Source organism: Halanaerobium saccharolyticum (assembly GCF_003259895.1).
GTDB classification, from domain to species: domain Bacteria; phylum Bacillota; class Halanaerobiia; order Halanaerobiales; family Halanaerobiaceae; genus Halanaerobium; species Halanaerobium saccharolyticum_A.
On record NZ_QLME01000008.1, the window covers coordinates 51,817 to 71,416 of the forward strand.

Annotated in this window: 20 protein-coding genes and 1 other RNA gene; 17 read left to right on the forward strand and 4 right to left on the reverse strand. The window is 35.8% G+C overall.

Going from position 1 to position 19,600, the window contains the following annotated elements:
- The first annotated feature begins 96 nt into the window (after positions 1-96).
- The 17 genes from gap (at position 97) to C7958_RS07235 (ending at position 16,832) form a co-directional block, all read left to right on the forward strand.
- Positions 97-1,092: a type I glyceraldehyde-3-phosphate dehydrogenase gene (gene gap / locus C7958_RS07155; protein WP_111571991.1), complete on the forward strand. Its 996-nt coding sequence runs from the start codon at positions 97-99 to the stop codon at positions 1,090-1,092.
- A gap of 157 nt (positions 1,093-1,249) precedes the next feature.
- The gene (locus C7958_RS07160) at positions 1,250-2,434 is read left to right on the forward strand and encodes a phosphoglycerate kinase (RefSeq protein ID WP_111571992.1); all 1,185 of its coding nucleotides are present in this window, start codon (positions 1,250-1,252) and stop codon (positions 2,432-2,434) included.
- An 87-nt stretch (positions 2,435-2,521) separates the two neighbouring features.
- Positions 2,522-3,286: a triose-phosphate isomerase gene (gene tpiA / locus C7958_RS07165; RefSeq protein WP_111571993.1), complete on the forward strand. Its 765-nt coding sequence runs from the start codon at positions 2,522-2,524 to the stop codon at positions 3,284-3,286.
- Positions 3,287-3,313: 27 nt separating this feature from the next.
- Positions 3,314-4,858: a 2,3-bisphosphoglycerate-independent phosphoglycerate mutase gene (gpmI, locus tag C7958_RS07170; RefSeq protein WP_111571994.1), complete on the forward strand. Its 1,545-nt coding sequence runs from the start codon at positions 3,314-3,316 to the stop codon at positions 4,856-4,858.
- A gap of 136 nt (positions 4,859-4,994) precedes the next feature.
- Entirely contained in the window at positions 4,995-6,281 is a 1,287-nt protein-coding gene (eno, locus tag C7958_RS07175) for a phosphopyruvate hydratase (protein WP_111572048.1), read from the forward strand.
- 222 nt (positions 6,282-6,503) lie between these two features.
- Positions 6,504-6,725, forward strand: coding sequence for a preprotein translocase subunit SecG (gene secG, locus C7958_RS07180; protein WP_111571995.1), 222 nt, complete (start codon positions 6,504-6,506; stop codon positions 6,723-6,725).
- Positions 6,726-6,898: 173 nt separating this feature from the next.
- The gene (locus C7958_RS07185) at positions 6,899-8,851 is read left to right on the forward strand and encodes a sodium-translocating pyrophosphatase (protein WP_111571996.1); all 1,953 of its coding nucleotides are present in this window, start codon (positions 6,899-6,901) and stop codon (positions 8,849-8,851) included.
- Between the two features lie 84 nt (positions 8,852-8,935).
- Complete coding sequence (locus tag C7958_RS07190; protein WP_111571997.1) at positions 8,936-9,346, forward strand: PaaI family thioesterase; 411 nt, start codon at positions 8,936-8,938, stop codon at positions 9,344-9,346.
- A 64-nt stretch (positions 9,347-9,410) separates the two neighbouring features.
- The gene (locus C7958_RS07195; RefSeq protein WP_111571998.1) at positions 9,411-9,962 is read left to right on the forward strand and encodes an HDIG domain-containing metalloprotein; all 552 of its coding nucleotides are present in this window, start codon (positions 9,411-9,413) and stop codon (positions 9,960-9,962) included.
- A gap of 86 nt (positions 9,963-10,048) precedes the next feature.
- The gene (rnr, locus tag C7958_RS07200; RefSeq protein WP_111571999.1) at positions 10,049-12,196 is read left to right on the forward strand and encodes a ribonuclease R; all 2,148 of its coding nucleotides are present in this window, start codon (positions 10,049-10,051) and stop codon (positions 12,194-12,196) included.
- Between the two features lie 30 nt (positions 12,197-12,226).
- On the forward strand, positions 12,227-12,703 hold the full coding sequence (gene smpB, locus C7958_RS07205) for an SsrA-binding protein SmpB (protein ID WP_111572000.1): 477 nt from the start codon (positions 12,227-12,229) through the stop codon (positions 12,701-12,703).
- Between the two features lie 115 nt (positions 12,704-12,818).
- Positions 12,819-13,173: a transfer-messenger RNA gene (gene ssrA, locus C7958_RS07210) on the forward strand.
- A 352-nt stretch (positions 13,174-13,525) separates the two neighbouring features.
- A complete protein-coding gene (locus tag C7958_RS07215; RefSeq protein ID WP_111572001.1) occupies positions 13,526-13,942 on the forward strand; it encodes a cobalamin B12-binding domain-containing protein in 417 nt (138 codons plus the stop codon).
- Entirely contained in the window at positions 13,939-14,955 is a 1,017-nt protein-coding gene (locus tag C7958_RS07220) for a PAS domain S-box protein (protein ID WP_111572002.1), read from the forward strand. Before C7958_RS07215 ends, C7958_RS07220 begins: the two co-directional genes overlap by 4 nt.
- A 15-nt stretch (positions 14,956-14,970) precedes the next feature.
- Positions 14,971-15,354: a GGDEF domain-containing protein gene (locus C7958_RS07225; RefSeq protein WP_111572003.1), complete on the forward strand. Its 384-nt coding sequence runs from the start codon at positions 14,971-14,973 to the stop codon at positions 15,352-15,354.
- 12 nt (positions 15,355-15,366) lie between these two features.
- Positions 15,367-16,503: a mechanosensitive ion channel family protein gene (locus C7958_RS07230; RefSeq protein WP_111572004.1), complete on the forward strand. Its 1,137-nt coding sequence runs from the start codon at positions 15,367-15,369 to the stop codon at positions 16,501-16,503.
- Between the two features lie 47 nt (positions 16,504-16,550).
- Positions 16,551-16,832, forward strand: a complete 282-nt coding sequence (locus tag C7958_RS07235) for a DUF503 domain-containing protein (protein WP_111572005.1) — start codon at positions 16,551-16,553, stop codon at positions 16,830-16,832.
- Here the strand turns inward: C7958_RS07235 and nagB are convergent.
- From nagB to C7958_RS07255, 4 genes are all read right to left on the reverse strand, one after another.
- Complete coding sequence (nagB, locus tag C7958_RS07240) at positions 16,800-17,570, reverse strand: glucosamine-6-phosphate deaminase (protein ID WP_111572006.1); 771 nt, start codon at positions 17,568-17,570, stop codon at positions 16,800-16,802. The two genes, C7958_RS07235 and nagB, sit on opposite strands and share 33 nt — an antisense overlap.
- A gap of 30 nt (positions 17,571-17,600) precedes the next feature.
- Positions 17,601-18,332, reverse strand: coding sequence for a GntR family transcriptional regulator (locus tag C7958_RS07245; RefSeq protein WP_111572007.1), 732 nt, complete (start codon positions 18,330-18,332; stop codon positions 17,601-17,603).
- 106 nt (positions 18,333-18,438) lie between these two features.
- Entirely contained in the window at positions 18,439-19,002 is a 564-nt protein-coding gene (locus tag C7958_RS07250) for a chromate transporter (protein ID WP_111572008.1), read from the reverse strand.
- Positions 19,002-19,589 (reverse strand): chromate transporter, encoded by a 588-nt coding sequence (locus C7958_RS07255; protein WP_111572009.1) that lies wholly within the window; start codon positions 19,587-19,589, stop codon positions 19,002-19,004. The genes C7958_RS07250 and C7958_RS07255 overlap by 1 nt, the downstream gene beginning before the upstream one ends.
- Positions 19,590-19,600 lie beyond the last annotated feature (11 nt).

The window sequence follows — 19,600 nt, forward strand, 5'->3', positions numbered from 1 at the left end:
AGCAGGTTATAAACTTTCAAACTTTTTTAAGTCTTTGTTTAATAAATTAAAATTTATATTTGTAAATGATTCACCAATTATAAGGAGGAATTAATAATGAAAAGAGTAGCAATTAATGGTTTTGGAAGAATTGGTAGAGGATATCTACGACTGGTAGAAGGAAGAGATACAGAGGAAATTGAAATCGTTGCAATTAACGATTTAGTAGATGTTGAAAACTTAGCTTACTTACTTAAGTATGATTCTGTACACGGCCGTTTTGATGGTACAGTAGAAGTTAAAGATGGTGATTTAGTAGTTAATGGCAAGAAAATTAAGGTTTCTGCAATTAAAGACCCTAAAGAATTACCATGGGGAGAAAACAACATTGATGTTGTAATCGAGTCCACTGGTGTATTCCGTAAAAAGGCCCAGTTAATGAATCATATTGAAGCTGGTGCGAAAAAAGTTATTTTAACAGTACCTGCTAAAGATGAAATTGATAACACTATTGTACTTGGTGTTAATGATGACGATCTAAGTGATGATGACTTAATCGTATCTAATGCTTCCTGTACAACAAATTGTCTGGCACCTTTAGCTAAGGCTTTAAATGACGAGTTTGGAATTGAAAAAGGTCTAATCACTACTGTTCACGGTTATACTACAAGTCAGGCTATCTTAGATATGCCAGCAGGAAAAACAAGAAGAGGTAGAACAGCTGCTGAAAATATTATTCCTACAACTACTGGTGCTGCTATTGCAACAACAAAAGTACTGCCTGAGCTAGATGGTAAGATTGATGGAATGGCAATTAGAGTTCCAGTACCTAATGGTTCCTGTGTAGACGGAGTATTTACTCTAGAAAAAGATGTAACAGTTGAAGAAGTAAATGCAATGTTTAAAGAAAAAGCGGAAGGTGAAATGAAAGGTGTATTAGGTTATACTGAAGAAGAATTAGTTTCCAGAGATATTATGGGACAATTCGAATCTTCTAAGATTGACGCCCAGTCTACTATGGTTGTTAATGGCAACATGGTTAAAGTTATCTCCTGGTATGACAATGAGTTAAGTTACACAAATAGAGTTGTAGACTTAACATTAAAGCTGTAATTTAAATATAAAATTATTTCAGGGTGGGGCAGACTAATTTACCTGCCCTGAAATTTTCTCAATAAATTTTTTTGCCCTATTTTTAGATATAGATATTTAACTTTAAGCTTATTTTCAAAAAATTAGTAATAGCTAATTAATAACGGAGGTATAAAAAATGAAAAAAACACTTAAAGATATGGACTTTAAAGGAAAGAAAGTCTTAGTTAGAGTTGACTTTAATGTTCCTCTAAAAGAAGGTGTTGTTGGTGATAAGACAAGAATTAGAGCTGCTCTCCCAACAATTGAATACTTAATTAAAGAAGATGCAAAAGTATTACTTATTTCTCACCTTGGACGTCCAGGTGGAGAAGCTAAAGATGACTTAAGAATGGATCCGGTTGCGAAAGCACTGGCTAATTTATTAAACAAAGAAGTTAAAAAAGCTGATGACTGTATCGGCAAAGAAGTTAAAAAAGCTGTTAACAGTTTGGAAAATGGCGAGGTAATGTTATTAGAAAACAGCCGCTTCCACGCTGGAGAAAAGCAAAATGACCCTGAATTTGCAAAAGAATTAGCATCACTTGCTGATCTTTATGTAAATGATGCTTTTGGTGCCGCTCACAGAGCTCATGCAACTACAGTTGGTGTAACAGAATATTTACCGGCTGCTGCAGGTTTCTTAATGCAGAGAGAATTAAATGCACTTGGTGAAGTAATGGAAAATCCAGAAAGTCCTTTTGTGGCTATCATGGGTGGAGCCAAGGTTTCTGATAAAATTGATGTAATTAAAAACTTAATCACTAAAGTAGACAAATTAATCGTTGCCGGTGGAATTGCAAATACCTTCCTGCTGGCAAAAGGTTATGAAGTCGGGGATTCTCTTGTAGAAGCTGATAAGGTTGATCTGGCTAAAGAATTAATGGAAGAAGCAGAAGCAAAGGGAGTAGAAATTGTGCTTCCGATCGATGTTGTAATTGCTGATGATTTCTCCAATGATGCAAATACAAAAACAGTTTCCGTTAAAGATGTTCCTGCTGGCTGGCAGATTTTAGATTGTGGCGGTCCTCAGAGCTTAGAAAAATATAAAGAAATTATTAAAAATGCTAAAACAGTTATCTGGAATGGACCATTAGGAGTATTCGAAATGGAGAAATTTGCTAAGGGTACTGTTGAATTAGCTAAGGCTTTAGCTGAATCAGATGCACATTCCGTAATCGGTGGTGGAGATTCCGCGGCTGCAATTAACGAAGCTGGTGTAGCTGATAAGATGAGCCACATTTCTACCGGTGGTGGAGCTTCTCTAATGTTCTTTGAAGGTAAAGAACTTCCTGGTGTAGCTGCACTTGACGATACTGAATAAATTTAAATCAAGGAACTATTTAATTAATTTTGAATAAATTCGAATCTAAATTTTTGCTGTTCAGGCAAAATTTGAGGAGGAATATTAATGCGTAAACCATTTATATGTGGAAACTGGAAAATGAATAAAAATGTTAAAGAAGCAGAAGCAATGATTACTGCTTTAAAATCTAAAGTTGCAAATGTAGATAATGTTGAAATGGGAATCTGTCCAACAGCTCTCTGTTTAACAACAGTTAAAGAGGCTGCTCAGGGTAGTGATATTGTAACAGGTGCTGAAAATATTTACTGGAAAGATTCCGGTGCTTATACCGGTGAAATTTCTGCTAAGATGCTGGCTGATAGTGGTATTGAATATACTATTGTGGGTCACTCAGAAAGAAGAGAAATTTTTGGTGAAAGTGATTATGAGGTAAACAAAAAAGTTTTATCTGCCCTGGAACATGGTGTAAAGCCAATTGTCTGTGTTGGAGAAACTTTAGAAGAAAGAAAAGCTGATCAAATAGAAGCAAAAGTTAATTTTCAGGTTGATTCTGCTCTGGCAGGATTAAGCGAAGAAGAAGCTGAAGATGTAGTAATTGCTTATGAACCTATCTGGGCAATTGGTACAGGTGAGACTGCTTCGGCTGAAGAAGCTAATCGGGTAATTGGAATTATTAGAGATAATATTAGAAAAGAATACCCTGAAGCTGCTGATAAGATTAGAATTCAGTATGGTGGTAGTGTTAAACCCCATAATGTAGAAGAAATTATGGCTCAGTCAGAAATCGATGGTGCTTTAGTTGGTGGAGCCAGCTTAGAAGCAGACTCTTTTTCTGAAATTATTTTAAAAACTGCCGAGATCTATAAGTAAATAAGTAAGTCTATAAGGAGGATTATTATGGCAAGACCTAAACCACTGGCCCTGATTATTGCAGATGGGCTGGGAATAAATGAAAATGCAGAAGGAAATGCTGTCTATCAGGCAGATACTCCTTTTCTGGACAAATTAAATAAAGAATATCCACATTCAATTTTGAAACCTTCAGGTGAGGCTGTTGGTCTCCCGGAAGGTCAGATGGGTAACTCTGAGGTTGGACACTTAAATATTGGTGCCGGCCGCATAGTTTATCAGGATTTTACAAGAATTAATAAGGCTGTTGAAGAAAAACATCTGCTGGACAATGAGGCACTTAAAAAAGCAGTAGACCATGCTAAAGAAAATGATGGTGCTCTGCACTTAATCGGACTTCTATCTGATGGTGGTGTCCACAGCCATATCAAACATCTTTTTGGTTTAATCGAGATGGCTGACCGTGCAGATCTGGAAAAAGTATATATCCATCCAATCTTAGATGGTAGAGATACTCCCCCTACCAGCGGGACAGGTTATTTAAAAGAACTGCAGGACGAGCTGGATAGAGTTGGTACCGGCAGGATTGCAACTGTCAGCGGCCGTTATTACACAATGGATCGTGATAACCGCTGGGAAAGAACTAAGAAATCATATGATATGTTAGTTCTGGGAGAAGGAAATAAAGCAGAAGATGCTATTAAAGCTGTAGAAGCTTCTTATGAAGAGGATGTAGAAGACGAATTTGTTGTACCAACAGTGATCACCGAAAATGGAGAGCCTGTAGGTCCAATGAATGACCATGATTCTGTAATTTTCTTCAACTTTAGAGCTGATAGGGCCCGTCAGATCACCAAGGCCTTAACTATTGATGGTTTTGAGGGCTTTGAGCGGGAACCAGAACATCCTGAAGATTTATACTATGTCACAATGACAGAGTATGATGAAGAATTCGATTTACCGGTGGCTTTTGAGCCAGTAGAAATCGAAGATGGACTGGGAGATGTTCTAAGTCGAGAAGGTTTAAAACAGCTTAGAATTGCTGAAACAGAAAAATATGCTCATGTTACTTTCTTCTTTAATGGAGGAGTTGAAGAGCCAAATGAGGGTGAAGATAGAATCTTAATTCCTTCCCCCCAGGTTGCAACTTATGAGATGCAGCCAGAAATGAGTGCTTATGAAGTAACTGATAAGCTCTTAGAAAAAATAGAAGCAGAAGAGTATGATGTAATTATCTTAAACTATGCAAATATAGATATGGTTGGACATACAGGTTATATGGATGCAGCTATTGAAGCTGTAGAGACTGTAGATGAATGCCTATCTAAAATAATCCCTGCTATGTTAGATAAAGGTGGTCAGGCTTTAATTACAGCTGACCACGGTAATGGAGAAAAAATGAAAGAAGATGATGGTTCTCCATTTACAGCTCATACTTCTAATATAGTTCCTCTCTATTATGTAGGTGGACCGAAAAATAAAGGTATAGCTTCTGGTAAATTAGCTGATTTAGCTCCAACAATGTTAGAAATTCTGGGAATTGAAAAACCAGAAAAAATGACAGGAGAATCTCTAATTATAGATAATGATTAAGCTTTTAAAAAAGATCATTAGAGCTTAATCTGAGCACAGTTTAAATCAATTAATAAGCAGGAGCAGTTTTTGCTGTCCTGCAGAAATATAACTTAAAAATAGTTTCACTGTAAAATTATAAGGAGGTCAATTAATGATGTTAAGTACAACAATTGTAGAAGTATATGCTCGCGAAATTTTAGATTCACGTGGTAACCCAACTGTAGAGGTAGAGGTAGTACTCGAAGATGGAACATTTGGCAGAGCAGCTGTTCCATCTGGAGCTTCAACTGGAGAATACGAAGCTGTAGAATTAAGAGATGGTGGAGATCGTTACATGGGTAAAGGTGTTTTAGATGCAATTGAAAACGTAAATGAAGTAATTGCACCTGAATTATTAGGTTTGGATGTCAGAGATCAGGTTGACATTGACAACTTAATGCGCGAATTAGATGGAACTGAAAACAAAGGTAAATTAGGTGCTAATGCTATTTTAGGTGTTTCAATGGCAGTTGCTAAAGCAGCAGCTAATGCTACTGGAACTCAGCTGTATAATTATATTGGCGGCATGAATGCTAAAACTCTTCCAGTACCAATGATGAATATTTTAAATGGTGGAGAACATGCTGATAATAATGTAGATCTACAGGAATTTATGATTATGCCTGTTGGTGCAGTAAGCTTCCGTGAAGCTCTGCAGATGGGTGCAGAAGTATATCATAACTTAAAGAAAGTACTGCAGGAAAAAAATCTGGGTACAGGTGTTGGTGATGAAGGTGGATTTGCACCTGATTTAGGATCCAACGAAGAAGCTCTCCAGGTAATTGTAGAAGCTATTGAAGCTGCAGGTTATGAAGCTGGTGAAGATTTCTATCTAGCTATTGATGCAGCAGCATCTGAAATTTATAAAGATGGTAAGTATGACCTGGCTGGAGAAGGTGTCAAAAAGACTTCTGCAGAAATGGTAGATTTTTATGCAGAGTTAATTGATAAGTATCCAATTATTTCACTTGAAGATGGTCTTGACGAAGATGACTGGGAAGGTTGGGCTCAGTTAACAGAACGTTTAGGTGATCGTCTGCAGATTGTTGGAGATGACCTCTTTGTTACTAATGTAGAAAGATTAAGCAGAGGTATTGAGGAAGATTCTGCTAACTCAATCTTAATTAAGGTTAACCAGATTGGTTCCTTAACTGAGACTTTAGATACTATTAAGATGGCTACAAGAGCAGGGTTTACTTCTGTAGTATCACACCGTTCCGGTGAAACAGAAGATGTAACAATTGCTGATCTTGTTGTAGCAATGAATACTGGCCAGATTAAAACTGGTGCTCCTGCCCGTTCCGAAAGAGTTGCTAAGTATAATCAGCTGCTAAGAATTGAAGAAAGCTTAGGCGATGCAGCTCAGTATGCAGGTAAAGAAGCATTCTTTAACCTTAAGTAAAATTTTTTAAATCTAAAAGATAGTAACTATGAGACTGGGTAGAGATTTTTCTCTGCCTGGTCTTTTATAGTCTTAGATAAGGAAACTGTTTTCCGAGTTTTTAAAAAGTCTTTTTATCTTCTAAGTTATTGTTTTTTTGTCTTTAATATGTTAAAATTAAAACTGTGTTGAATTATGGATATCTAGTATTATTTTACTTAACTTACTGGAGGTGAGATTTAGATGTTTGTACTTAAGGTTTTACATTTTATTATAGCGATTGCAGTAATTGTTGGAGTTCTACTTCAGTCTGGTAAAAGTGCCGGTCTATCTGGAGCGATTGACGGTGGTGCCACAACTTTTTTTGGTAAGTCAGGAAAGAAGATGGAAGATAAAATTAGTAAGGCAACAACTGTTGCAGCAGTATTATTTATGATTAACTCTCTAATTTTAGCTATATTTTAAGTTTCATAATTAAATAATGATTTGTTAATTACAAAACAGGAGATTGAGTATTTTATAAATCATCTAATATTAAGCTAGGTAAAATTTTATAGTTTTGAATGCAATTAATACCAGATAAGATGCTAAAGATTAGCAAATAAAAATAAAATATTAATTAATAAGGAGGTTGGTGCATGAATTTTTATACACCTTTAGCGGGAATAATAGCTTTAATTTTTGCTTTTATTCTTGCTGGAAAAGTTAAAAAAGAAAGTATGGGAACAGAGAGAATGGCCGAGCTATCAGATGCAATCAATGAGGGGGCAATGGCATTTTTAGGTCGTGAGTATAAGATGCTTTCAGTATTTGTTGCAGTTGTAGCTGTAATAATGGCTGTTGTACCCAGTCTAGGCTGGCAGTATGCAGTATCATTTATCCTGGGTGCATTTTTCTCTGCTTTAGCTGGGTTTATAGGAATGCAGATTGCAACTCAGTCCAATGCCAGAACAACACATGCTGCTAGAACAGGCTTAAATGCTGCTCTAAAAGTTGCATTTTCTGGTGGAACTGTCATGGGGATGTCTGTTGTAGGTTTAGGAACCTTAGGACTTGGAATTTTATATATGTTCTTTTCTCATAATGTAGAGTTTATTAGAGGTTTTGCTTTTGGCGCCAGTTCTATTGCTTTATTTGCCCGTGTTGGTGGCGGTATTTATACCAAAGCTGCTGATGTTGGTGCTGATTTAGTGGGTAAAGTAGAAGCTGGGATTCCAGAAGATGATCCCCGGAACCCTGCTGTTATTGCTGATAATGTTGGTGATAATGTTGGTGATGTGGCAGGAATGGGAGCAGATTTATTCGAATCATATGTTGGATCAATTGTAGCTGCTATGACTTTAGGAGCTGCTTTAAGTGTAGATCATGTTTTACTGCCGATGTTAATTGCAGCCTTAGGAATTATTGCTTCTATTATTGGTACCCGCTTTGTAAGAGCTAAAGAAGGCGGAAATCCTGCCAAAGCTTTAGAAAGAGGGACTTTAAGTGCTGCTGGAATTACAATTATTGGAGCTTACTTTTTAGTAACTTCTTTAACTGGAGAAATTGGTATTTTTGTAGCAATTATTGCCGGCTTAGTTGCTGGAACACTAATTGGTAGAATTACTGAATACTATACTTCTGAGCATTATGGGCCTGTTAAACATATTGCCCGTCAGTCACAGACTGGTACCGCAACTAACATAATCAGTGGTTTATCTGTTGGTATGAGAAGTACAGCCCTTCCAATTTTAGTTATTGCAGCTGCTATTTATTTAGCTTATAATTTTGCCGGTCTTTATGGTATTGCAATGGCTGCAGTTGGTATGCTTTCTACAACAGGTATTACACTTTCAGTTGACGCTTATGGACCTATTGCTGATAATGCCGGTGGAATTGCCGAAATGGCAGAGCTGGATTCTTCAGTTAGAGATATTACTGATAAATTAGACTCTGTTGGTAATACAACAGCTGCTATGGGTAAGGGTTTTGCAATTGGTTCAGCTGCTTTAACAGCTTTATCATTATTTGCAGCTTTCTCACAGGCAGTTGGTTTAGAGTCTATTTCGCTGACCAATCCACAGGTTATTATTGGACTTTTCTTAGGAGCTATGCTTCCTTTCCTATTCTCCGCAATTACAATGGAGGCTGTAGGTAAGGCCGCAGGAGAAATGATCGAAGAGGTAAGAAGACAGTTTAAAGAAATGCCAGGTATTATGGAAGGTACTCAAAAACCTGACCACAGAAAATGTGTTGATATCAGTACAACAGCTGCTCTAAAAGAAATGATTTTACCAGGACTTTTAGCTGTAGTTGTGCCAGTAGTAGTTGGACTCTGGGATGTGCAGGCACTGGGTGGTCTTTTAGGTGGAGCCCTTTCTTCCGGTGTGCTCTTAGCGATTATGATGGCTAATGCCGGTGGAGCCTGGGATAATGCTAAAAAATATATTGAATCAGGAGCATTTGGTGGTAAAGGAACAGAAACACATTCTGCTTCTGTTGTCGGTGATACAGTAGGAGATCCATTTAAGGATACCTCTGGTCCATCCTTAAACATCTTAATCAAATTGATGACTATTGTTTCACTTGTATTTGCTCCTTTATTCATGTAAAATTAATATAGTAGTAAAGGATTAATCACCCTCCTTGTAGTTAATGCTGCTGGGAGGGTTTTTTGATAGAAGGGTAGTGATTTAATGCCGGAAGTCGATGATCAAATGTGTTTTGCCTGTGGTGAGGAAAATCCAATTTCTCTGGCCTTGAAATTTGAAGAAATTGGTAAAAATAGGGTTAAAGCCGAATTTGTTCCCGGAGAAAATCATCAGGGCTATAATGGGATAATTCATGGTGGTTTAACAGCTACTTTACTGGATGAAGCAATGGCCTATGTAATTGGATTTAAGGGAATCAAAGCTTTTACTGCCGAGTTAAATATAAGGTACAGAAAAGCAATAGAAATTGGAGAAAAGATAGAAATAATCGGAGAATATAAAAATTCCAAAAAAAGTTCTATTGCAAATGTTCATTATGCTCGGGCAGAAATTTTTGCTGAAGATGGTAATTTAAAGGCTCAGGCAGAAGCTAAATTTATTGAGGCTGATAATTAAAGTTTTTTTATACTTAAGTAGTTTATTTTTAAGCAAGATCAAAACATAATGGGGAGGAATTTTAATGCAGAGAGAAGAAGCTCTTAAACTGATGGAAGAAAATATCAAGCAGAAAAATTTACGCAAACACTGTCTTGCTGTTGAAGAAGTAATGGCCGAACTGGCTGATCATTTTGATAAAGATGAGCAAAAATGGCGGCTGGCAGGTTTACTTCATGATATTGATTATGAAGAGACTGCAGATCAGCCCGAAAAGCACAGTCAGCTTGGTGCCGATATGCTTGCAGAAATGGGAATGGAAAAGAAAATAGTAGATGCTGTTAGAGCTCATAATGGGATGCACGAGCTGCCCCGGAAAACCTTAATGGCTAAGTCTCTATATGCTGCTGATCCTTTGACCGGTTTAATTGTTGCTTCAGCATTGATTCATCCTGAAAAAAAATTAGAAGCACTGGATACGGAATTTGTTTTAAACCGTTATGGAGATAGTTCTTTTGCCAAAGGAGCAGATAGAGATGTGATTGCTTCCTGTAAGGAGCTGGATCTGGAGCTAAAAGAATTTGTTGATCTTTCTTTAGAGGCGATGCAAAATATTTCTGATGAGCTCGGACTTTAAATTTTAGTTTTAAAAGCGGAAAACAAATTGATTTAAATAGAACGCAAGTTAGTACGGAATCAGAAAAAGATTGGGGATGATTATTAATGAGTGCCAGAAGTGAATTATTAAATAAGTTAAGAGAAGATGTACACCGTCCGCTCAGTAAGGAAGAAATTTTTCAAAAATTTGAAATAGATAAAGGTCAGCAGCAGATGTTTTCAGAGCTCCTTGATGATTTGATCAAGTCGGGTCAAATTTTCAAAAACTCTCAAGGTTTGTATGGTGTCCCGGGAAAATTTAATTTAATTGGGGGCAGAATAGAAAAAATTGCTTCCGGTAATGCTTTTTTAATTCCGGATGATCCCGAAAAGGAAGATGTTTATATTTCTTCAGCCAATATGAATGGGGCAATGCACAATGATAAAGTGTTTGTGCGTCCTGTTCCTTCCAATCGGGGCAAAAGTCAGGCAGGAGAAGTTGCAGAAATTATTGAGAGAGTTAACAAAGAAGTGGTTGGTAATTTAGAAAAATATAAAAATTATGGGTTTTTAATCCCGGATAACAAGAGGATCTGTAATGATATCTTTATTCCACCAGAAGCTTTAAATGAGGCAGAAAATGGGCAAAAGGTTGTAGCAAAAATAAACCGCTGGCCGGAAAAAAACAGAAATCCTGAAGGTGAAATCATAGAGATCCTGGGTGATAAAGATGATGCCGGGGTTGATATCGAAGCTATAATTCGTCAGCTTAACTTACCAGGTGAATTTTCAGATAAGGTTTTAAAACAGACCGAAAATGTTCCAGCTCAGGTAAGTGAAGACACAATTAAAAAGGATGATCAACGAAAAGATTTAAGAGATTTAAAACTGGTAACTATTGATGGACCGGATGCTAAAGATTTTGATGATGCTGTTTCTATAGAAAAAAAGAGTGATGATCTTTATAGATTGGGAGTTCATATTGCTGATGTTAGTCATTACGTATCAGAGGGCAGTCCGCTTGATAATGAAGCCTATTCCCGTGCGACCAGTATTTATCTGGTTGATCGGGTAATACCGATGCTGCCGGAAAAGTTATCTAATGGAATCTGCAGCCTGAATCCTCAGGTGGATAGACTGACCATGACTGTTTTTATAGACTATAGATTTCAGGGGAAAAATGGAATAGAGATTATAGATCATGATATTACAAAATCGGTGATTAATTCTAATCATCGGATGACATACGGTGAAGCTCAGGATATTCTGGAAGATAATAAACAGGCAAAAAAAGAAGAATATGCTGATTTTATAGAAGAGCTGAAGATGATGAATGAACTTCGACGAAGACTGCGCCAAAATCGTTTTGAAGAAGGAAGTATGGACTTTAACTTTCCCGAGGTTAAGGTTGAACTTGACGAAGATGGTCATCCTGTTAATTTAAGGAAAAGAAAACATCGGGAATCAGAACAGTTGATTGAGGAATTTATGATTGCCGCTAACAGAATTGTGGCAGCAGAGATGTCCTGGCGTGAGATGCCCTTTATTTATCGAGTCCACGAAGAACCTGATCTGGATAGAATGCAGCAGTTTAACGAATTTATCCATAATTTTGGTTATCGCTTAAAAGGAGTCAAAAATGGAGTTCATCCCCGGGCTTTACAGGAGATTTTAGAAGATGTAAGGGGAACAAAAGAAGAAAAAATAATCGAAACAGTGATGCTGCGCTCACTCAAAAAAGCAGTTTATTCCGAAAAAAATGTAGGTCACTTTGGCCTGGGAATTACTCATTACAGCCATTTTACCTCTCCAATTAGACGTTACCCTGATCTGACCGCTCATCGGATAATAAAAGAAACTGTAACTGAAGGTTATTTAAGTCAGGATCGTCAGGATGAGTTGGATATCGAGCTTCCCAAAATTGCTGATCACTGCTCACTGCAGGAAAGAAGAGCAATGGAGGCAGAAAGAGATTCTGTTGACTTAAAGAAAATTGAATTTATGGAAGATAAGATTGGTGAGGAATTTGAAGGTATTATCAGTGGAATTACCGGTTTTGGGATGTTTGTGGAATTAGAAAATACTGTAGAAGGGCTGGTGCATATTAAAAACCTTCGTGATGATTATTATCATTATGACGAGGAAAAATATCATCTAATCGGAGAAAGAACCAAAAAGATTTACAGAATTGGTGATGAAGTTAAAGTTAAAGTTACAAAGGTAAATAGAGATGAAAGAGAATTAGATTTTGAATTACTGGAAAAAATAGATTAAGAGAAATTAAAGATTAAGGATGTGATAGTCATGGCTAAAGATAAAGATATAGAAATTATCGCTAAAAATAAAAAAGCCAGACATGATTTTTATATAGAAGAAACTTATGAAGCGGGAATAAAGCTTAAGGGAACAGAGATTAAGTCGATCAGAAATCATCGAGTTAACTTAAAAGACAGCTTTGCTCTGGTACAAAATGGAGAGGTTTACCTGCATAATATGCATATTAGCCCCTATAAAGAGGGAAACCGTTTTAATCATGAGCCAGAAAGAAAAAGAAAACTTCTGCTTCATAAAAATGAGATCAGAAAACTAATCGGTTATACCACTCAAAAAGGTTATACTCTGGTACCTCTGACTTTGTACCTGAAAAAAAATCTCTGCAAGGTGGAACTGGCAGTAGCTAAAGGTAAACAGCAGCATGATAAGAGAAGAGATATTGCCAAGAAAACAGCAAAGCGGGAGATGGAAAAAGCCTTTAGACGCCGTCAAAAAGGTGATATTTAAGGATAATCGATTACTGTTTCCCTGTATTTACAGATTATATTATAAAATGTGAAATATAATTTGACATTCCCTGACCTTTGCGTTATAATATTAATTGTAATAGGAAGACTTATTCGGGGGTGTTCTGGCTTCGCCTGGATAGTGAACCCTTTAGAAGCGAGCCGAGGAGTTCCTTTCACTCGTTAAACACTGGGAATATAAATTATCTGCAAACGATAATAATTACACTTTAGCTGCCGCGTAGGCAGTTAACGCCTGAGCGGATCCTGTCTGTGGAGTCGTCTTAGGTGCCATACAAAACAGGCTTACCTTCTTCTGATGTCTGTAGGAAGAAGGGACATTTAACAGGCTGGCAGTAAGTAATCCTGTTCAGCGGAGTGCTTACTGTGAGACGAAAATCTGAACTACGCTCGTAGAAACTACTGGGTGAGCTATTTAGTACGTGGGTTCGACTCCCACCACCTCCACCAAATAAAAAAAATTATATAACATAAATTTTAGAACCTGATCAAAAGGGTTCTTTTTTTTATTAGCTAAAAACAAATTTTTAAGTTAGAATAGCTTCTATAAGTTAAAATAGATTCTATAAATAGAATTATAATAAAGATAGATATGAGATACCTGAGATTGAGCTTGCTATCTCCTATAAAAAGCAGGAAATTAAGTTGAAATGTTTAATATATATAATAGAATATGAAAAGAGGTGCCCCATGTCCAGAACTAAATTGAAAGATTACATTTTAAAAAACAAAGAGGCTCTGGCAGTTAAATCAAATTAGTATTGCTCAGGAACATTATGCAACTTCAGTTACTCAGCTTGCTATGTCACAATTATATCCCAAGATTTTTTCCTCGTTTAAAAAAGGGAAAAAAGCGATAACTACCTGTATTGGTGATGAACTGCATGAACTTGGAATTAGGATGGTCGCCGATTTACTGGAATTAAAAGGCTGGGATACCATTCATCTGGGTTCAAATACTCCACCAGCAGAAATTTTAAAAATTTTAGAAGAAAAAGAAATTGATCTGCTGGCAATTTCTGCTACTCTGCCCGATCAATTAGAAGGCAGCAGGGAATTAATAAAAGTAGTTCAGGCCAACGATAAATTAACTAAAGTTAAAATTATGGTCGGGGGAAGGCTCTTTAGCCAGAGTGGTGATCTCTGGCAAAAAATTGGGGCAGATGGTTTTGCTGAGAATGCTAAAGAGGCAGTAAAGGCGGCTGATTCATTATTATGATCAAAGATAATCGACAGAGCAGTGGTTTTATATTAAAAATTGATGGGGACAGTCAGATTAAAGAAGTGATTTTCAATTCTTTAGAAAAAGATTTAAACTTTGAAAATAAAAATTTTAGCCAATTTATAGATCAGGGAAGTCTCAAAAAATATTTTTCCTTATTAAAAGAAAGTAACGAAAATGATGTAGTTTTCGGAAGGGAAATAAATCTTAACTTTGCAGGGAAATCAGAAGCTTATATTTTTATTATGCTTAATAATCTTGAGAATGATAATATTTTGATAGCTGCCAACCAGTCTGAGGGGATAATTAAATATTACGAAGAGTTAATGAAAATAAATAATAATTATGTTAACAATTTAAGGAGCAGTATCAAAGACAGAATCGCAGAAGAAAAACCTGTCAGTGATGATGAAATTTATAATGAGATGAGCAGACTAAATAACGAACTTGTCAATACAAAGCGGGAATTAAATAAAAAGAATTTGCTTTTAAAAGCAGAAAAAGAAAAATATAAAATAACTCTGGCCAGTATAGCAGAAGGAGTAATTACTGCTGATCAGGATGATTTGATAGTTTATTTAAATGCTAAAGCTGAAGAATTGCTGGGCTGGTCACAAAAAGAAGCAGCAGGAAAAAAATGTTCTGAAATTTTTAGAGTCTTAATTGAAAAAAATAGGGATTATGATTTAGAAATAATTTCAGATGAAATTAAAGAAGCTGATGAGCATAAAAACAATCTTTCAAAATTACTGGCAGAAAAGGGTGAAATAAATAACCAGGAAGCTGTTTTGACTTCTAAAATGGGCAGACATTTCCCCATTGAATTTTCAGCAGCTTTTGTGGAAGAAACTGGCGGCAAGGTTATTATTTTTAGAGAAATCAGCCAGAGAAAAGATATGGAAAAGCGATTAAAGAAATATGCTTCTACTGATCGACTAACTGAAGTTTTAAATAGAAGAGCTGGACTTGAATACCTGAAAGAAGAAATGGAAACAGCTGAGGCAGCTTAAGCTGTTCTTTCTGTAATTTTTATTGATGTTAATGATCTTAAACTGGTTAATGATAACTTTGGCCATCAGGAAGGGGATGAACTGCTGCAGAAGATTAGCAATATCTTACAGCATTCACTTCGCCGAGATGATAAAGTTATTAGACTGGGTGGAGATGAATTTTTGCTGGTTTTACCACAGAGCAATAAGAAATCAGCGGAGAAAATTTGGTTAAGAATTAAAGAAAAATTTAAACAGGCTACGGCAGCCAATAAAAAGGATTATAAAATTTTGGCCAGCCATGGAGCAGCCGAATACAGTCCTGATTATCAAAAAAGTTTGGATCAGCTGATCAATCAGGCAGATCATGCGATGTATGAGGAAAAGAAAAAAATTAAATCAGCGTCTGATATCAGGTAAAGGAGGAGTTTGATGCAGGAAATTGGACTGGGAACAATACTTTTAAATAACAGTATCGGAAATTATGGTTTAGCTTTATTATTTTTAGTTGCCGTTTTCTTGATAATAAAAATTTTCGATAAATTTTTGCTGGAAGAGATGAACTTATTTGTGGGAAGATTTTCACGTTCATTTTCAGTTTTGCTAAAGAAGATGGTAAAAAAGAGGATCTATCCTCTGCTTTATTTTCTTGCTCTTTATTTGGCTTTTAGAGAGCTAGAAACCAGCACCCAGATCGATAATTTTATCAATCTGACTTTAATGATTTTAACAGTAATTTTTGCAGTTTTAGCAGCTCTGGATATTATTACTTACGGATTAAAAAAATACTGGGCCAAAAAACAGAGGAGTGAAGAACAGCAAAAAGTTTTAACAATTTCACTTTTTCTGGTAAAGATTATTGTCTGGATAATTGCATTTTTATTTATTTTAGATAATTTAGATATTCAAATTGCAGGTCTGATAACAGGTCTTGGAATTGGTGGTGTTGCAATTGCTTTTGCTGCCCAGAATATTTTAACTGATCTCTTTAATTATTTTACAATCTTTTTTGATAAACCTTTTGATATTGGTGATTTTATTATTACGGGTGAGTACAGAGGCACGATAGAACATATTGGAGTAAAGTCAACCAGAATTAGAAGTTTGAGTGGTGAACAATTAATTATTTCTAATACTGATCTTGTTAATTCGCGGATTAATAATTACAAAAGGATGAAACAGAGGAGGATTAACTTTAGTTTTGGTCTGACCTATGATGCTCCACTGGAAAAATTAAAAAAAGTACCCGGGATTGTAGAAGAGATTATTAGATCTCTTGATAAAACAGAATTTGATCGGGCCCACTTTGCAGAATATACAGCTTCCAGCCTGCTGTTTCAGGTAGTTTATTATGTCAAAGATAGTGATTATAAAGTATATATGGAAATTCAGCAGCAGATCAACTTTAGCTTAAAAGAAAAACTTGAAGAATTGGGAGTTAGTTTTGCCTTTCCAACTCAGACAATTCATTTTGGTGGTCAAAGGCAATCAGACAGCAATTCTGAAAGTATTCAAAATATTAGTTCTGAATTAAATCAAAATAAAGTTAATGAGGATAAAATTAATTAATAACTTAATGAATAATGATTTAATTAATTTAAAAAGGGGAATAAATGATGTTAATTGCAAGCTGTGAAATTAAATTATATTTACCGGGAGCGGCGACTTTAAAAGATAAGCGGCAGATAATAAAAAGTCTGCTGCAGAAGAGTAAAAATAGATTTAATCTTGCTGCAGCAGAGGTGGATGCTCAGGATTATATTCAGACTGCTGTACTTGGAGTAGCTGCAGTTGGAAGTGATTATAACCAACTGCAGAGTCTGATGGATAAATATCTTGATTTTATCGAATCTTTTCCCGAATTTTTACTCACAGATTTCGAAGTGACAATCAGCTGATAGATCCTCTTTGTTAATTAAGGAGGCAGCTTCTTGATCGAGTAAAATAGTGATTTCTGGATGTGTCTGCAGTAAGGTAGCTGGAACCTGAGTTGAAATTTTACCGCTGACAGTTTTCTTGATTGCCTCAGCTTTGTTTTTTCCACTTGCCAGTAAAACAATTCTATCTGCCTTTAAGATAGTTGCCATGCCCATTGAAATTGCTTTTTTTGGTACTTCATCTTTACTGTCAAAATAGCGGCTGTTGGCCTCAATGGTTTCTTCAGTTAAATCTACTACTTCAGTAGCTACATTTAAGTTTTCAGCCGGTTCATTAAAACCTATATGGCCATTTGAGCCAATCCCCAGAATCTGTAGATCAATTCCCCGGGCTCTTTTAATAGATTTTTCGTAATCTCTACATTCCTGCTGCGAGTCTTCTGCTGCTCCATCCGGAATATGAATATTTTCCTTTTGGATATTTATCTCATTAAATAAATTCTGATACATATAATGGTGATAGCTGTTGGGATGATCTGCTTTTAGTCCACAGTATTCATCCAGATTAAAGCTCTGAACCTCATTAAAATCTATTTCATCATCTCTATACATTTCAATTAATTTATCATACATGCCCAGCGGTGTTCCTCCTGTAGCCAGTCCCAGATTACTATCCGGTTTTAAAGTAATTTGACTTGCTACCATCAATGCTGCTTTTTTACTCATTGTCTGATAATCTTTCTCTACAATAATTCTCATTTTTACACATCCTTTTTAATAATTTCAAAATTAATCTAAATCAAAAGTGAATTTAAACTTATAATTATCATTTCTGTAATAGGCAGAGGTATATTCTATTGTTTCTGCATTTTCATTTTTGCTGATCTGTTCAAAATAAAGTCCGAGCAGACCTTCTTTAACCTGCATTTTTTCTGCTATACCACCATTTAAAATAACTGCTTCAACTTCTGCTTCTGCCTTACTCAGCTGAATATTATATTTATCTTTTATAATCTTAAACAGGGAATTGTTCTCTAATTCATCTTTTTTTAAATCTCTGAAATGATCTACAGCTAAATAAGTGTTTTCCAGCAGAAAGGGTTTATTTTCTATTAGCCTGAGTCTTTCCAGTCTGAAAAGAGGGGCTTCAGGATTTAAATTCATTTTTACAGCTGCTTTTTTATCTTTAATTTCAGCAAAATTTAAAATTCTGGTAGTATAGTTTAAGCCTTTTTTCTCCATTTCTTTAGTAAAACTCAAAAGAGGAGAAATACTGTAGCTCTGCTGATAATCATTGACAAAGGTTCCACTGCCCTGTTTTCTAATTAGATAGCCATTATCTACCAAGATATCAACTGCCTTTTTAACAGTCATCCGGCTGATATTATTGTATTCAGCTAATTCTCTTTCTGAGGGCAGACGCTCTCCTACCTCAAATTCTCTGTTCTGGACTGCAGTTAGAATGCTTTCTTTGAGCTGATAATAAAGGGGTAAGGGGCTATTTTTATTAATTTCCTGCATAATTTTTGCCTCCTAAATAGGAATATACAACATGTGGTCTATACCAATTATAATATAAAAAATTATTATCTGCAAGTTTAAAGCAGATAATAATTTTTGAACTTAGCTAAAATTTAAAAATAATACCAATTAGAGCTGCTGCCATTATGTAAATTATGGGATGCTGCTTGAATTTGCGGATCGCTATAAAAATAATAATCAATAATAATAGTGACTTATAATCAAAAAATTGGAAGAGATTATTATTAAACTGTAAATTATTTAAATCAAAAATTCCTCCCCGGGCCAGCTCAAAAGCAGCTGAGGCGATTAATCCTGCCACTGCAGGTCTAATCCCGCTAAAAGCCGATTTGACAAGGGGGTGCTGATTAAAGCTTTCAAAATAGTGGGCAATGATTGTAATTATAATTACCGAAGGAGCTGCAAGACCAGCTGTAGCAATTATTCCTCCTGTAATTCCAGCAGTATTGTTACCAATAAAGGTGGCTGTATTAATCCCAATCGCACCTGGAGTTGATTCCGAAATGGCAATCATATTCAGGAGTTCTGCGGCAGTCATCCAGCCGTATTTTACAATTAAATCCTGTAAAAAAGGAAGAGCAGCCAGTCCACCTCCCAGAGCAAACAGACCAACTTTAAAAAATTCTAAAAATAAAATAAGATAAGTCATTATTTATCACTTTCCTGATTCTGTTTTTGGTAGTTATGATAGGCTGTCTGGAGATTACCGCGATAGTATTGGATTAAAATGCCTGCTGCAGCAGAACCCAAAATAACAAAAACCGGTGATAGTCCGAAGATTACCAGCAGTAAAAAGGCCAGTATAAATATTAGTAAACTAATTTTACTCTTATCTGATTTCTGCCACATTTTAATTACTATATCAATTATTAAGGCCACTACTGCAACCTGAATAGCCGCAAAAGCATGCTGAAAAAGATTAATTTGCTGAAAACGCTTAAAAAATGAAGCAATAAGAGTTATAATAATAAGTGAGGGCATAATAAAACCAGAAGTTGCTGCCAGAGCACCTTTAACACCGCTGAGGCTATAGCCGGTCATGGTTGCGGTATTAACCGCTATGATACCGGGAGTGCTCTGTCCAATTGCATAATAATTATAGATATCATTTTCTTTAATCCAGCCTAAATTATCTACCAGTTCTCTTTTGATTATTGGCAGCATTGCATAACCGCCGCCAAAGGTAAAAGAACCAATTTTAAAGAATATCAAAAATATTTTCAGTAATTTTTTCACTTTTTATTCAA

What these genes read in the sequence shown, in the direction of transcription:
- gap (WP_111571991.1), top strand. Translation starts at nt 97, where the DNA reads ATGAAAAGAGTAGCAATTAATGGTTTTGGAAGAATTGGTAGAGGATAT.
- C7958_RS07160 (WP_111571992.1), top strand. Translation starts at nt 1,250, where the DNA reads ATGAAAAAAACACTTAAAGATATGGACTTTAAAGGAAAGAAAGTCTTA.
- tpiA (WP_111571993.1), top strand. Translation starts at nt 2,522, where the DNA reads ATGCGTAAACCATTTATATGTGGAAACTGGAAAATGAATAAAAATGTT.
- gpmI (WP_111571994.1), top strand. Translation starts at nt 3,314, where the DNA reads ATGGCAAGACCTAAACCACTGGCCCTGATTATTGCAGATGGGCTGGGA.
- eno (WP_111572048.1), top strand. Translation starts at nt 4,995, where the DNA reads ATGTTAAGTACAACAATTGTAGAAGTATATGCTCGCGAAATTTTAGAT.
- secG (WP_111571995.1), top strand. Translation starts at nt 6,504, where the DNA reads ATGTTTGTACTTAAGGTTTTACATTTTATTATAGCGATTGCAGTAATT.
- C7958_RS07185 (WP_111571996.1), top strand. Translation starts at nt 6,899, where the DNA reads ATGAATTTTTATACACCTTTAGCGGGAATAATAGCTTTAATTTTTGCT.
- C7958_RS07190 (WP_111571997.1), top strand. Translation starts at nt 8,936, where the DNA reads ATGCCGGAAGTCGATGATCAAATGTGTTTTGCCTGTGGTGAGGAAAAT.
- C7958_RS07195 (WP_111571998.1), top strand. Translation starts at nt 9,411, where the DNA reads ATGCAGAGAGAAGAAGCTCTTAAACTGATGGAAGAAAATATCAAGCAG.
- rnr (WP_111571999.1), top strand. Translation starts at nt 10,049, where the DNA reads ATGAGTGCCAGAAGTGAATTATTAAATAAGTTAAGAGAAGATGTACAC.
- smpB (WP_111572000.1), top strand. Translation starts at nt 12,227, where the DNA reads ATGGCTAAAGATAAAGATATAGAAATTATCGCTAAAAATAAAAAAGCC.
- C7958_RS07215 (WP_111572001.1), top strand. Translation starts at nt 13,526, where the DNA reads ATGTCACAATTATATCCCAAGATTTTTTCCTCGTTTAAAAAAGGGAAA.
- C7958_RS07220 (WP_111572002.1), top strand. Translation starts at nt 13,939, where the DNA reads ATGATCAAAGATAATCGACAGAGCAGTGGTTTTATATTAAAAATTGAT.
- C7958_RS07230 (WP_111572004.1), top strand. Translation starts at nt 15,367, where the DNA reads ATGCAGGAAATTGGACTGGGAACAATACTTTTAAATAACAGTATCGGA.
- C7958_RS07235 (WP_111572005.1), top strand. Translation starts at nt 16,551, where the DNA reads ATGTTAATTGCAAGCTGTGAAATTAAATTATATTTACCGGGAGCGGCG.
- nagB (WP_111572006.1), bottom strand. Translation starts at nt 17,570, where the DNA reads ATGAGAATTATTGTAGAGAAAGATTATCAGACAATGAGTAAAAAAGCA.
- C7958_RS07245 (WP_111572007.1), bottom strand. Translation starts at nt 18,332, where the DNA reads ATGCAGGAAATTAATAAAAATAGCCCCTTACCCCTTTATTATCAGCTC.
- C7958_RS07250 (WP_111572008.1), bottom strand. Translation starts at nt 19,002, where the DNA reads ATGACTTATCTTATTTTATTTTTAGAATTTTTTAAAGTTGGTCTGTTT.